Raw genomic sequence first — 13,391 nt, 5'->3', positions numbered from 1 at the left:
GATTAAACACAAGATCGAAGCTACCTGTAAAGGGTAGCTTTTTTTATTTTTTTGAATCTTATCAAATAAAAACTACGTTTATATTTTCTTAATGTACTGTTAATCCTTTTATTTGTTTGACAAAATCAATTATTTTAGTCCAATATTTCAAAAATTAATAAAAACAAACGAATGAATACCATTAAACCCATTTACATTTCTGCTTTTGCTTTTTTAGCATTGGTAGGATGTGGAACAGCAAAACAAGTAACTAGTGCTAGTACGTCAAGTTTTACTGCAATAACAGCTCCCTTAAATATTAAGAAAAAAGCACCACTTGCTGAAAACGATTTGAAACGTTGGAGTCACTTGGATATTGTAACCGATACCATTCCTGGAATGAGTGTTGACAGAGCATACGCTGAATTGCTAAAAGGAAAAAAAGGGGTGCCCGTTATTGTAGGTATCGTAGATTCTGGTGTTGATATAGAACACGAGGATTTAAAATCAGTACTTTGGACCAATGCCAAAGAAATTGCGGGTAACGGAATTGATGATGACAAAAACGGTTATATTGATGACATGCACGGTTGGAATTTCTTAGGAGACAGTACTAAGGAAAATTTGGAATACGAAAGAATCATCAAGGATAAATCATTGGTAGATGAAAAAACATACCAAGAAGCCAAGGCTTTAAATGACAAAAAAGTTGCTGAGGCAGCTACAGTGAAAGAACGATCTACAAAAATGATTGAAACACTAGCATCAAGTGATGCCGCTGTTGCAAAACATTTGGGTAAAGCGGTATATACTGTTGATGAGGTGAAGACAATTGACACTCAAGATCAGGACTTGCTTAAAAGTAAAGCTACAATGCTACAAATGTTAGGGTATGGATTACCAGTTGCTGAACTTAAGGTAGCGGTTCAAAAACAAAAAGAGGCGCAAGAGGCCCTTATTAATGGTGACAATCTTAAAACAGATTACCGTAAAGTTGTAGGCGATAATCCTAACGATATTACCGATACTAAATATGGTAATAATAATGTAATGGGTCCAGACAAAAACGAAATATTGCACGGAACGCACGTAGCGGGAATTGTGGCTCAGTCTAGATACAACAATTTAGGTGGAGACGGAGTTGCCAATAATGTTCAAATTTTAACTGTTCGTGCCGTACCAGATGGTGATGAGTATGATAAAGACATTGCATTGGGGATACGTTATGCTGTTGATAATGGTGCTAAAGTAATCAACGGAAGTTTTGGAAAAAGCTTTTCACCGCACAGACAATGGGTGTATGATGCTTTAAAATATGCAGAGAAAAAAGATGTATTGTTTGTACATGCTGCAGGAAATGACGCAAAAGATATTGATTTTGCTGAGAATTTCCCAAATGACTCGGAGGATAAAGTAAAAGAGTTTGCGGATAATGTAATTACGATTGGAGCATTAAATTTTGAATACGGAGACAAAGTTGTGGCTCGTTTTTCAAACATCGGGAAACTGAATGTAGATGTTTTTGCGCCGGGAGTAAAAATTTATGCAACCACTCCAAACAACGAATACCAATACTTACAAGGTACTTCAATGGCTGCGCCTAATACCGCTGGAGTTGCTGCTTTGATTCGTTCTTATTATCCAAAGTTAACAGCTAAGCAAGTGAAATATATTTTAATGGACTCTGGTGTTGCTATCACAACCGATGTAATTGTTGGAGGTAAAGCTGGAGATGTTCGTTCTTTTGCAACATTATCCAAATCTGGTAAAATTGTAAATGCCTACAATGCTTTATTGATGGCTGAAAAAATGTCCAAAAAGTAACATTTTAAAAATTTAATTCATGGAAGGACAAATTGTCCTTCCATTTTTATTTCAACTAATTATGAAAAAAATAGTTTTATTTTCGTTTTTAACAGTAAGTTTTACGAGTTTGTTTGCGCAAAGTAATACCTATTGGCAACAGCATGTAGATTACAAACTGGAGGTTTCCATGGATGTAAAAACCTACCAATACAAAGGAAAACAAGAATTGGTTTATACCAATAATTCGCCAGATACATTAAGAAAAGTATATTACCATCTTTTTAATAATGCCTTCCAACCAGGAAGCGAAATGGATGCGAGAATTCAAAGCATCAAAGATCCAGACGGCAGAATGGTCTCAAAAATAAAAGTAGGCGATAAGGAAATCAAAGAAAGCCGCATCAAGAATTTGAAGCCTAATGAAATGGGCTATTTGCGAATTGCGAATTTCAAACAAGATGGTGCAGTTGCTGTTGCAAAAGAAGTAGGAACTATTCTAGAGGTTACTTTGGCTCAACCTATTTTACCCAATTCAAAAACAACATTCACACTTGATTTTGATGGTCAAGTTCCGATTCAAATACGTCGCTCCGGTCGAAATAATGCCGAAGGTGTAGAACTATCAATGGCACAATGGTATCCAAAACTTGCGGAATTTGATTTTGAAGGTTGGCATGCTGATCCGTATATCGCCAGAGAATTTCACGGTGTTTGGGGAAATTTTGATGTCAAAATCACGATCGATAAAAACTACGTTCTAGGCGGTACGGGCTACTTACAAAACAAAAATGAAATTGGTTTTGGGTACCAAGATCAAGGAGTTGTGGTCAATGTGCCAAAGAAAGCAAAAACGTTAACATGGCATTTTAATGCACCTATGGTTCATGATTTTACTTGGGCAGCAGATAAGGATTATATTCACGATGTGGCGAAAGGACCTAATGGTGTCGACATCCATTTCTTGTATAAAAACAACCCACAGTTTATTCAGAACTGGAAAAATTTACAACCAAAAACAGTACAGTTAATGGAGATTTACAACAAAACAGTTGGCGATTATCCATATAAGCAGTACTCCGTAATTCAAGGTGGCGATGGCGGAATGGAATATGCCATGTGTACTTTGATTTTAGGACAAGGCACGTTTGAAGGTTTGCTTGGTGTAACGGCACACGAAATGGCGCATTCATGGTTCCAGCATGTGTTAGCTTCAAACGAATCGAAGCACGGTTGGATGGACGAAGGATTTACTTCATTTTTGGAAGATTTTGGACTGGACGCGATTGCCGATAAAAAAGTAGAAAACCCATTTTCGGGTGCGTATACAGGATATTTTTCGATGGTAAATTCAGGAAAAGAATTGCCTCAGGGAACACACGCAGATCGTTTTGACGAAAATAGAGTGTACAGCATAACATCATATAGTAAAGGCGAATTATTCCTAACCCAATTGATGTATTTGATAGGAAAAGAGAATTTGATGAAAACGTTGAAAAAATATTATAGCGATTTTAAATTCAAGCACCCTACACCCAATGATATCAAAAGATCTGCCGAGAGAATCTCTGGAGCAAACTTAGATTGGTATTTAACAGATTGGACACAAACCACAAATACGATTGATTACGGTATTAAAGAAGTATCTGAAACTGCAGGACAAACTAAGGTAGTTTTGGAACGAATGGGTAGAATGCCAATGCCAATTGATTTATTGGTGGAATATAATGATGGAACCATGGAAAGTTTTTACGTTCCATTGCGAATGATGAGTTTCGAAAAACCAAACCCGAATGTAGCTGTAAAAAGAACAGTACTTTCGGACTGGGCCTGGGCGTACCCAACGTATGAGCTTAGCATTGCTAAACCAAAAGCTTCTATTAAGAAAATCACCATTGACCCAAGCGGTTTAATGGCAGATTTAAAAAAAGAAAATAACACATACGAAGTAAAGTAAAATTTAAAAGCCCTGAAAAGGGCTTTTTTTATGCAGTATACTTAGGAGTTTCTATTGAAAATTATCTTCTAAATTTAAAATTTTCAGCTAAAGGATGTTTCTTGTTTTTCAACATTTCAGAAACAAGTTCCATTCCAATTACTGAAAATGTAATGCCGTTTCCGCCAAAGCCCAAAACAAAATAAGCACTTGTAAAATTAGGATGTTTGCCAATATAAGGCAATCCATCTTTGGTTTCGCCAAATGTACCCGCCCAAACAAAATCCATTCTGAAATCATAATCAGGTAAGATTTTCTTCAGATATGTAGTCAACTTATCAGACTTGTCGTTGAGTAAGGAATCTCTTTTTGCAGCGTCGACAAAAGCTTCATCTTCTCCGCCAATAAGCAATCGATTATCATCCGTGGTTCGCATATACATGTAAGGTTCCGCGGTATTCCAAAATAGCGTGTCGTTAAGATGCGATTGATTGTCTTCAAAACGTTCGCCCACAATGGCATAAGTAGAAAGTAATTTTACAAACTTGTCTTTAATGATTTCGGTGCTTTCAAAACCGTTGCAGTAGATTATCTTTTTAGCGGTAATGGTAGTTCCATGTTCTGTTAGAACAGTTATGCCATTTTGTTTGTATGTAACTTTTTTGATATCGGTTTTATCAAAAATATGTAAACCTTTTTCGTGATTGTATGCTAGAATATCATGGGCTAATCGGAAAGCATCGATGCTACCGCCTTGTTCGGATAAGATTCCACCATGCGAATGTTTGATGTGAAATTTTTTATCAATTTCCTCGGCTTCGAGCCATTTTACAGGCATTCCAATTTTTTTTCGCGCCTCGAATTCTTTTTTTAACCAGCCAACATCTTTTTTTAAAGCAGCAAAATAAAGCGATTCCTTTTTCTCGAATCCACAATCAGATTTTACTTCTTGCACTATTTTTTTTAAATCATCAATCGATTTATAGCACGCCCAGTAGCTTTCAACGGCAGCTTTTTCACCAATCAAATCTATAAGTTGGTACAAAGGAACGTCAATCTCATATTGCAACATCGATGTCGTTGCCGATGTGCTTCCATGACCTATTTCCCGCCGGTCAATTAATATGGTTTTAAAACCGTCCGCCATACATTGATGGGCTATGAGACTTCCGGTTATTCCACCGCCTACGATTAAAATTTCTGTGTCCAGATTTTCTCTTAATGACGGATACGAGTTGATGATTCCGTTTTTTACCAACCAAAAAGGTTCACTTGATTTTAGTTTCATGGCGCTGAGGCTTTAATCAAATTTAACTAAATTTTTTTTATATAATGATTAATAAAAAAAACAAAAGAGTATTAAAAAAAACAGGTTTCAAAAAACTAGATTTTCACACTAATTTTTTAAAACCCGAAAACTATATAAATAAAAACATTATGCTTTTTCGGCACTCAAATTTTTTAACATGTCCACTGTCATTGATTCTAAATCAAATTCATGTTTCCAGTTCCAGTCTTCACGAGCACTAGTATCATCAATACTGGCTGGCCAGCTGTTGGCTATTTTTTGGCGAAAGTCAGGTTGGTACGAAATGGTAAATTCAGGAATGTGCTTTTGGATTTCGGCAGCAATCTCAGTAGGTGTAAAACTCATAGCTGCCAAATTGTATGAAGATCGAATTTTAATTTTTTCAGCAGGCGCTTGCATGATTTGGATGGTTGCCGCAATAGCATCGTCCATGTACATCATCGGCATTTTGGTTTCTGAGGATAAAAAACACTCGTATTTTTTGTCGGCTAGCGCTTTATGAAAAATATCCACAGCATAATCTGTAGTTCCTCCGCCAGGAGGAGATGACCAGCTGATTAAACCCGGATAACGGATGCTTCGTACATCTACCCCAAAGATATTATGGTAGTATTCGCACCATCTTTCGCCCGCTTGTTTGCTTATTCCGTAGACCGTTGAAGGCTCCATAACCGTGTATTGTGGTGTATTTTCTTTAGGAGTTGTTGGTCCAAAAACGGCAATACTCGAAGGCCAAAATATTTTTTTTATTTTTCCGGCTTTCGCCAAATTCAAAACATGAAACAAGGAGTTCATATTCAAGTCCCAAGCAAATGCTGGGTTTTTCTCGGCTGTAGCGGATAAAAGTGCTGCCATTAAATACACATCAGTGATTTGGTGTACTTCAACTAAATGCTCAATTTGATTGAAATCTAGTGCATTCACTACTTCAAATGGACCCGAATTGACCACATCGGTATTTAATTTTCGAATGTCTGATGCAATTACATTTTCGGTTCCGTAAATCGAGCGTAACTTTTGCGTAAGCTCTGTTCCTATTTGGCCACAAGCGCCTATGATTAATATTTTAGTACTCATCGTTATCTGTTTTGAAAAACAAATATAACGTTTTCGTCAGTAAATTAGTTTTGATAGAAAAGTTTAAAAAACTCTTAAAATAGTTTTAAAATAGAAATGGTTTAGTCGGTTTTGGCTTTTTATAAATACTATAAATGCAAATGAGTTATCGAAATGATAATTTTAAAGAATAATCAGGAAACCGTTTTTTAAATAATTACCAAAAAGTTATCTCTAATCTTGGTTTTTATTTCGAACCAAAATGGTGTTTGTAGTTTCTTTATTTTTCATTTTACGAACTAATTTAAGTACCTTTTAGTGAGTTTCAGCAATGAAAGTATTCCCCATTTCTGGAATTCATTATTGTAAATTTAGTTTGTAACTTTGTGCTTTAATGAAATTAAAAATGAAATATAAATTAGCCGTTTGCTGTTCTCTTATTTTGGTTTTGTTCTCTTGTAAAAACGAGGATCAAAAACGCTTTGCTGAAAACAGGAAAGAGGTACAGAAAAAAGAAGTCATTTTAACAAACATACAAAAAGGCTGGATTTTTTATGACACGCCAGTGACCGTAGCTTCTGAAAATAGTTTATCGAGTTGGAACGAGTGGCGAATTTTTTTGACAGAATTGGCACAAAAACCTAAAAAAACGATTGCCGCTTTTCAGCAAAAATCAAAAGCACTGACAAAAAAAGTAATGGCGCTTACAGCCCAAATTCCTATTCAATACGATAAACCTCAAATACGAAGCAGAATTGGGACTTTGATCACTAAAGTACAAATGTTGGATTTGTACATTCATTTAGATAACATTCCAGATAAAAAAGTGACGCAACTTGTAGCTGAAATTAACTTAGAATTGGTGTCCTTACAACGTCAAATGGATAAAATTGTCGAGAAAAGTAAAATTCCAATTGAAGAGGGAGAATCTGATTTATTAAGAATGATGGACACTTCAAGAGCCATTCCCAATACACCTAAAATAGACCCAAACATTCCACGCGTTGAGTAAAACAGCTTTATACACTACCTACGATAATTCGCCTAAAACACAACAAATAGTTGCTCGTTTAGTAGAAAACAAACAAGTCAAAATGCATCTTACAGGGCTTCTAGGTTCTTCATTTTCATTTGTGATTCGGTCGATTTTCAAGAAAGCGGAACTTCCTTTTTTAATTGTTTTGAACAATAAAGAAGAAGCTGCGTATTACTTGAACGATTTGGAACAGATGATTGGCGAGCAAGATGTACTATTTTACCCTGGATCTTTTCGTCGTCCTTACGAAACCGAAGATACAGATAATGCGAATGTTTTGCTTCGCGCCGAAGTGTTAAACCGAATCAATTCCCGCAAGAAGCCAGCCGTTATTGTCTCCTATCCAGAAGCCTTATTTGAGAAAGTCGTGACTCGAAAGGAATTAGATAAAAACACGTTGAAAGTTGCTGTGGCAGATAAAATTTCAATTGATTTTATCAACGAAGTATTGTTTGAATACGAGTTCAAAAGAGTTGATTTTATTACAGAACCTGGAGAATTTTCGGTTCGTGGAGGAATCGTTGATGTTTTTTCGTTTTCCAATGATAATCCGTACCGAATCGAGTTTTTTGGAGATGAAGTAGAAAGCATTCGAACCTTTGATGTAGCCACGCAATTATCTATTGAAACGCAAAAGAAGATTACGATTATCCCCAATGTAGAGAATAAATTTTTTCAAGAAAACAGAGAAAGTTTCTTGGATTACATTTCGGAGAAAACAGTACTTTTCATTCAGAATACGGAAGATCTTTTAGCACAATTAGACAAACAATTTGGTAAAGCCGAAGAAGCCTTCGCAAAATTGTCTCAGGAAATAAAGCGTTCAACTCCAGAACAACTATTTTTAAATCAATCTCAGTTCATAAAAAGAGCATTGGATTTTTCTATAGTCGAATGGAGTTCAAAAGCGGTTTTCAGAACTACCCAAAAATTCGAATTTCACATTCAGCCACAACCGTCGTTCAACAAACAATTTGATTTGTTACTGAATAATCTAAGCGAAAATCATTTCAACGGGTATAAAAATTATTTGTTTTGTTCCAATGACGCTCAGGCCAAACGGTTTCATGATATTTTTGAAACTTTGGACGAAGCAAATTCTGAGAATATCCGAAAGCAATACCACACGGTAGTTTTGCCTTTGTACCAAGGATTTATTGACAATGAAAACCAAATTACCTGCTACACGGATCACCAAATATTTGAACGCTACCATAAATTCAGCATCAAAAACGGCTATTCGAAAAAACAGAATATCACTTTAAAAGAATTGACAACACTTTCTGTAGGGGATTATGTAACGCATATAGACCACGGAATTGGACGCTTTGGAGGGTTGCAAAAAATACAAGTCGAAGGCAAAACACAAGAAGCCATCAAGCTAGTTTATGCCGATAATGATATTGTGTATGTGAGTATTCATTCGCTACACAAAATTTCAAAATACAACGGAAAAGACGGAACGCCTCCCAAAATTTACAAATTGGGGTCGAATGCCTGGAAGATTTTAAAACAAAAAACCAAGGCTAGAGTCAAACATATTGCATTCAACTTGATTCAGTTGTATGCTAAAAGAAGACTCGAAAAAGGATTCCAGTTTGCGCCAGATAGTTATTTGCAAAACGAACTGGAAAGCTCTTTCATTTATGAAGATACGCCAGACCAAACCAAATCTACGGCAGAAGTTAAAGCCGATATGGAAAGCGATCGCCCAATGGATCGCTTGGTTTGTGGGGATGTGGGTTTTGGTAAAACCGAAGTTGCCATTCGTGCGGCTTTCAAGGCTGTGGATAACAGTAAACAAGTTGCAATTTTGGTTCCTACGACTATTTTAGCGTACCAACATTATAGAACTTTTACGGAACGATTGAAAGATATGCCCGTTTCTGTGGGTTATTTAAACCGTTTTAGAACCGCCAAACAAAAAGCCGAAACACTAAAATTATTAGCCGAAGGGAAACTCGATATTGTGATTGGAACCCATCAATTGGTCAACAAAAATGTGGTTTTCAAAGACCTTGGATTGCTGATTGTAGATGAGGAACAAAAATTTGGGGTCAACGTAAAAGACAAACTGAAAACGATTGCTGCAAATGTCGATACGTTAACTTTAACGGCAACGCCAATTCCAAGAACATTACAGTTTTCACTAATGGCTGCGCGTGATTTATCTGTAATTACAACGCCACCACCCAATCGTTATCCTATTGAGACGAATGTAGTTGGTTTTAGCGAAGAAGTAATTCGCGATGCGATTTCGTATGAAATACAGCGAAACGGACAAGTTTTTTTCATCAATAACCGCATCGAAAACATTAAGGAAGTAGCGGGAATGATTCAACGTTTAGTGCCCAATGCTAGAGTAGGTATTGGTCATGGCCAAATGGACGGAAAAAAACTAGAGGAACTGATGTTGGCTTTTATGAACGGTGAATTCGATGTTTTGGTGGCAACTACGATTATCGAGAGCGGACTAGATGTACCAAATGCCAATACGATTTTCATTAATAACGCGAATAATTTTGGATTGTCTGATTTACATCAAATGCGAGGTCGAGTAGGACGAAGCAATAAGAAAGCGTTTTGCTATTTTATTTGTCCTCCCTATTCTGCGATGACGGATGATGCCAGAAAACGAATTCAGGCTTTGGAACAGTTTAGTGAGTTGGGAAGTGGATTTAATATTGCGATGAAAGATTTGGAGATTCGTGGTGCCGGAGATTTATTAGGAGGAGAGCAAAGTGGTTTCATCAATGAAATCGGTTTTGATACCTACCAAAAAATCATGAATGAAGCGATTGATGAATTGAAAGAAAATGAATTTAAGGATTTATATCCCGAGGAAAGCAACATAGAAACCAAAGAATACGTCAAAGATTTACAAATTGATACCGATTTTGAATTACTGTTTTCAGATGAATACATCAATAATGTATCGGAACGATTGAGTTTGTATAATGAACTAGGCGCAGTCAAAAATGAAGAAGAATTGATTGTTTTCCAAAATAAGTTGATAGACCGTTTTGGTCCAATGCCGCCTCGTGCCAAAGCGTTAATGAATAGCATTCGAATCAAATGGATTGCAACCCGAATTGGAATCGAAAAATTAGTGATGAAACAAGGCAAGATGATTGGTTATTTCATATCGGATCAACAATCAGATTACTATCAATCCAAACGCTTTCATCAAGTCTTGCAGTTTGTGCAAAAAAACAGTTCTATTTGCAAAATGAAAGAAAAACAAACCCCGGCTGGTTTGCGACTTCTATTGACTTTTGACAATGTAAAAAACACTAGAACAGCGCTAGAATTTATGGAGATGTTGGGAGGAGAATAATACAATGCAGTTTCCAGCCTTTTGTTTTAACTTGTTCTATAATTTAAACCTTAATTTTATGTTTTAGCTTCTACAAGTAAATACATAATAGCTTTATGATCAACTCCCTTTAATATTTGAAAATGAAATAGTTAGTTAAATTTAAAGATTTGTTTTTTTAACACAATCAAAAAAGATAACTTTGTTACACTAAAATTTTAAGTTATGAATTTAGCCACCAGAAAATATAATTTTATTCAGGAGTTGTCTGCGATTGACGAAAGTTTATTGGAAAAACTTGAAATTATATTAAAAACCAGTAAAAAAGATTGGTTCACTGATTTGAATTCAGAAGAAAAACTGGAAATTGAAATCGGTTTAAAACAAGCAGAAAATGACGAGTTTATAAGTCACGAAACAGTTATGAATAGATTTTCTAAATGGCGTTAAAGATCAAATGGACTCCACAGGCCGATAATGGTTTGGCAATTGTTATTGAATATTTAGAAGCAGAATGGACTTTTAGAGAAATTTTGCAATTGGAAGAAAATATCAACCAAGTTGCCAATCAGATTAGTCTATTCCCTGACTTATATCCAAAATCTGAAACCTATAAAAATCTTCATAAAGCAATAATAGATAAAAATAACTATTTGGTTTACCGAGTAAATTATAAAAATTCAAGTATTGAAATAATTAATTTTAAAGGAACTAAACAAAAACCGAAATATTAGAAACTCATCTAATTCTTCAAATCCTTAATTACTTTAAAAGCCACATCAACCTGTTCTTCGCTTACTAAAATTGTGAACTCATTTGAAGTCGAAATCACTTCGTTTATAATAATTCCTTCCCAAGCCAAACGCTGAAAAATGAAGTAGTAAATCCCCGGAACAACTATGTTTTCTTTGGGTAATTTTACGGTTATTGAAGCCAGATTATCTAATTTCTGAATCAGTTTTTCAGTAGAAAAATGTTTGTCTACCAAGTGATTAACGCTATTACTAACAACTATATTCGTTTCATTTACCCCTCTGGATGAGGTGTAAAATATATCAGGAAGCGAATTAATATCTGTAATTAAGTCGGCTTGTTTGTTTAGTACTGTATCTGATGCAGCAAAGGTGTAATCCGTCAAGGCAGAACGAACTGTGATTTCACCAATGTTTTTGATAACCTTATTAATTTTATGATTCAGTCTAAAATCTAATTCTTCCGTTAGTCGTTTTAACGCCATCACCACAGCACCTTGTTTCACTTCTTTGCCAAAATCACTTTCTAATTCGGTCATTATATTTCTTGATAATGAGGTCAAGTTGATAATGCCTAATGATAATGCATTTAGTAAAAAGGGCTTTGTTTTGATGTAGTTTTCAACGATAGAAGAAACGGTTTTCATGATGTAAATTTTAGTTGGTTGTTGTTTTACACATAAATTGTGTGCAAATTAAACACAAATGTAAATAAAAAAACAATTTGTTACAAATATAACAACAACAAAATAACACTAAAAATGATAAAACGCATCAATAAGATGCTCAATTACAAAGGAGTTGCCTTCTTTATTGATGGCTATGATATCAAAGCGCACTTCAATATCGAGATCTCTTTCGTTTACAAAGGCATCAACAGCTTTAACAAGAAGCTGGATTTTTTTTGGTTTAACAAAATCCTGAGGCAATCCAAATTCCAAAGAAGAACGCGTTTTAACTTCTACAACAGCAAGTGTGTTTTCTTTTTGGGCAAGAATATCAATTTCTGCTTTCTGAAAAGTGTAGTTGGTTTGTAAGATAGTATACCCGTCTTTTCGTAGAAATTCGACAGCCATTTCTTCTCCTAATTTGCCAAGTTCGTTGTGTTCTGCCATATAAAGGGATCAGTGTTCAGTTGCAGTATTTAATTTGAAATAGCTGCCGTAAAAAATCATTAATCAACAATTTAATTATTCAAAGGTAAGCGTCCCTCCTTTTTCCTGAACATCTAGTGTTACTGTATGCCCCAAAATCAAGGCTCTATTGTCTTGAATGTGACCAGCAGGGAAATTATATAAAATGGGAATGTTGTATTTTTTAGTTACATCTTCAATAATTTCAATAGCGTTTTTGCCCCAAGGAATGTCATTATCTTTCATTTTAGTCATGGAACCTACCACAATTCCTTTAATGCTTTCCAAACACCCATTGCGTTTCAAGTTCATCATCATCCGATCTATATGGTACAAATATTCGTCTAAATCTTCAATAAATAAGATTTTATCAGAACAGTCAATTGCTGATGGCGAACCAAATAAACTATACAAAATAGACAGATTCCCGCCAACTAATTCTCCGGAAGCTTTTCCTATTTTATTTTTCCCAAAAGGAGGAACAGTGTAGGAAAGTTTTTCGCCAAACAATGCCATTCGCAGTGTTTCAATGGCTTGCGTTGTGGCTCTTGGAGCAGTTATCGGCATAATTCCGTGAATGGATTTAAACCCCAACGTATTTAAATGATTGTGTAAAACGGTTACATCACTAAAACCAACAATCCATTTGGGCTGTTTTTTAAAAGCAGTAAAATCCAACAAATCAACTATTCGAACCGTTCCATAACCGCCTTTTACACACCATATCGCCTTGATATTTGGATTGTCTAATTGCTGCTGAAAATCGGCTGCTCGTTGCTCATCTGTTCCAGCTAGCTGGTTGTTGTCTAGTCCAATTGTGCTTCCTATTACTACTTCAAGTCCCCAACTGTGTAGCAAATCGATAGCAGGTTTTAAATTATCTTCTACATTTTTTCGGGCTGTAGCCAATATTGCAACGGTATCTCCTTTTTGTAAATTGGGTGGTGTAATCATGTGTTTTTGGGCTTGACTGTTTAACGATTGAAAAATAAAAATAAGCAAAAGCAGGCGATAATAAATAAGATTATGGCTGGTAAAAGGAAATCGATTTTGATTCATGCTGTATTGCTT

11 protein-coding genes are annotated in these 13,391 nt (G+C 35.5%); 6 read left to right on the top strand and 5 right to left on the bottom strand.

What is annotated here, in order from left to right; all coding sequences use genetic code 11:
- Positions 1-171 precede the first annotated feature (171 nt).
- Positions 172-1,803 carry a S8 family peptidase gene (locus ACNQGB_RS02905; protein WP_417945657.1) on the top strand — a complete coding sequence of 544 codons (1,632 nt, stop codon included), beginning with the start codon at positions 172-174 and terminating at the stop codon, positions 1,801-1,803.
- A gap of 61 nt (positions 1,804-1,864) precedes the next feature.
- Positions 1,865-3,739: a M1 family metallopeptidase gene (locus ACNQGB_RS02900; protein ID WP_417945659.1), complete on the top strand. Its 1,875-nt coding sequence runs from the start codon at positions 1,865-1,867 to the stop codon at positions 3,737-3,739.
- Positions 3,740-3,800: 61 nt separating this feature from the next.
- Here the strand turns inward: ACNQGB_RS02900 and ACNQGB_RS02895 are convergent, their stop codons facing one another.
- Both ACNQGB_RS02895 and ACNQGB_RS02890 read right to left on the bottom strand, forming a co-directional pair.
- Entirely contained in the window at positions 3,801-5,006 is a 1,206-nt protein-coding gene (locus tag ACNQGB_RS02895; protein WP_417945661.1) for an NAD(P)/FAD-dependent oxidoreductase, read from the bottom strand.
- Between the two features lie 147 nt (positions 5,007-5,153).
- Positions 5,154-6,104 (bottom strand): L-threonine 3-dehydrogenase, encoded by a 951-nt coding sequence (locus ACNQGB_RS02890; RefSeq protein ID WP_417945662.1) that lies wholly within the window; start codon positions 6,102-6,104, stop codon positions 5,154-5,156.
- 385 nt (positions 6,105-6,489) lie between these two features.
- Here ACNQGB_RS02890 and ACNQGB_RS02885 point away from each other — a divergent pair, with 385 nt between their 5' ends.
- From ACNQGB_RS02885 to ACNQGB_RS02870, 4 genes are all read left to right on the top strand, one after another.
- On the top strand, positions 6,490-7,095 hold the full coding sequence (locus ACNQGB_RS02885; RefSeq protein WP_417945664.1) for a hypothetical protein: 606 nt from the start codon (positions 6,490-6,492) through the stop codon (positions 7,093-7,095).
- Entirely contained in the window at positions 7,088-10,456 is a 3,369-nt protein-coding gene (gene mfd / locus ACNQGB_RS02880; RefSeq protein WP_417945666.1) for a transcription-repair coupling factor, read from the top strand. The genes ACNQGB_RS02885 and mfd overlap by 8 nt, the downstream gene beginning before the upstream one ends.
- Before the next feature lie 204 nt (positions 10,457-10,660).
- On the top strand, positions 10,661-10,885 hold the full coding sequence (locus tag ACNQGB_RS02875; protein WP_417945668.1) for a hypothetical protein: 225 nt from the start codon (positions 10,661-10,663) through the stop codon (positions 10,883-10,885).
- Positions 10,876-11,169: a type II toxin-antitoxin system RelE/ParE family toxin gene (locus ACNQGB_RS02870; RefSeq protein ID WP_417945670.1), complete on the top strand. Its 294-nt coding sequence runs from the start codon at positions 10,876-10,878 to the stop codon at positions 11,167-11,169. The genes ACNQGB_RS02875 and ACNQGB_RS02870 overlap by 10 nt, the downstream gene beginning before the upstream one ends.
- Positions 11,170-11,177: 8 nt before the next feature.
- Here the strand turns inward: ACNQGB_RS02870 and ACNQGB_RS02865 are convergent, their stop codons facing one another.
- The 3 genes from ACNQGB_RS02865 to ACNQGB_RS02855 all read right to left on the bottom strand — a co-directional run bounded on the left by ACNQGB_RS02865 (position 11,178) and on the right by ACNQGB_RS02855 (position 13,274).
- The gene (locus tag ACNQGB_RS02865) at positions 11,178-11,834 is read right to left on the bottom strand and encodes an aspartate kinase (protein WP_417945672.1); all 657 of its coding nucleotides are present in this window, start codon (positions 11,832-11,834) and stop codon (positions 11,178-11,180) included.
- A 108-nt stretch (positions 11,835-11,942) separates the two neighbouring features.
- Complete coding sequence (locus ACNQGB_RS02860; protein ID WP_417945674.1) at positions 11,943-12,302, bottom strand: YraN family protein; 360 nt, start codon at positions 12,300-12,302, stop codon at positions 11,943-11,945.
- A 75-nt stretch (positions 12,303-12,377) separates the two neighbouring features.
- On the bottom strand, positions 12,378-13,274 hold the full coding sequence (locus ACNQGB_RS02855; RefSeq protein WP_417945680.1) for a S66 peptidase family protein: 897 nt from the start codon (positions 13,272-13,274) through the stop codon (positions 12,378-12,380).
- Between the last annotated feature and the right edge of the window lie 117 nt (positions 13,275-13,391).

The sequence above is a fragment of the Flavobacterium frigidum genome (genome assembly GCF_048286795.2).
This window is presented reverse-complemented; position numbering and strand designations above follow the sequence as displayed.

Coding starts and splice junctions, on each gene's coding strand:
- ACNQGB_RS02905 (WP_417945657.1), top strand. CDS start 172: ATGAATACCATTAAACCCATTTACATTTCTGCTTTTGCTTTTTTAGCA.
- ACNQGB_RS02900 (WP_417945659.1), top strand. CDS start 1,865: ATGAAAAAAATAGTTTTATTTTCGTTTTTAACAGTAAGTTTTACGAGT.
- ACNQGB_RS02895 (WP_417945661.1), bottom strand. CDS start 5,006: ATGAAACTAAAATCAAGTGAACCTTTTTGGTTGGTAAAAAACGGAATC.
- ACNQGB_RS02890 (WP_417945662.1), bottom strand. CDS start 6,104: ATGAGTACTAAAATATTAATCATAGGCGCTTGTGGCCAAATAGGAACA.
- ACNQGB_RS02885 (WP_417945664.1), top strand. CDS start 6,490: ATGAAATATAAATTAGCCGTTTGCTGTTCTCTTATTTTGGTTTTGTTC.
- ACNQGB_RS02875 (WP_417945668.1), top strand. CDS start 10,661: ATGAATTTAGCCACCAGAAAATATAATTTTATTCAGGAGTTGTCTGCG.
- ACNQGB_RS02870 (WP_417945670.1), top strand. CDS start 10,876: ATGGCGTTAAAGATCAAATGGACTCCACAGGCCGATAATGGTTTGGCA.
- ACNQGB_RS02865 (WP_417945672.1), bottom strand. CDS start 11,834: ATGAAAACCGTTTCTTCTATCGTTGAAAACTACATCAAAACAAAGCCC.
- ACNQGB_RS02860 (WP_417945674.1), bottom strand. CDS start 12,302: ATGGCAGAACACAACGAACTTGGCAAATTAGGAGAAGAAATGGCTGTC.
- ACNQGB_RS02855 (WP_417945680.1), bottom strand. CDS start 13,274: ATGATTACACCACCCAATTTACAAAAAGGAGATACCGTTGCAATATTG.